Here is a 350-nt window from a genome sequence, read left to right on the forward strand (position 1 = left end):
AACCGCATCGGGAATCGTGGAGACCAGTTGGTTTAAGTTAATGCAGGCAGGTCATCGGTATTTCTGAGTTGCCTGTAGTAGTTTGCCTCAGCTTCAGCAGGCGGGATATAGCCGAGCGGTTCCATCAGCCGATGACGGTTGTACCAGGCGACCCATTCCAGCGTTGCCAGTTCGACGGATTCCCTCGTTTTCCAAGGGGCGCGCCGATGAATCAGTTCCGTCTTGTACAGGCCGTTGATCGTCTCGGCCAGCGCATTGTCGTAGCTGTCGCCCCGGCTGCCGACCGACGGCTCGATGCCGGCCACAGCCAGCCGTTCGCTGTAGCGGATGCTGACGTATTGAGACCCTCT

Annotated in this window: 1 protein-coding gene; it reads right to left on the reverse strand. The window is 58.3% G+C overall.

Annotation, left to right across the window (positions count from 1 at the left end; genetic code table 11):
* Positions 1 to 32: 32 nt before the first annotated feature.
* Positions 33 to 350 (reverse strand): integrase core domain-containing protein (locus SB752_RS32080; protein ID WP_410719451.1); only part of this gene is annotated, 318 nt, incomplete at its 5' end.

It is taken from the genome of Brevibacillus sp. SIMBA_040, assembly GCF_046535075.1.
GTDB lineage: Bacteria > Bacillota > Bacilli > Brevibacillales > Brevibacillaceae > Brevibacillus.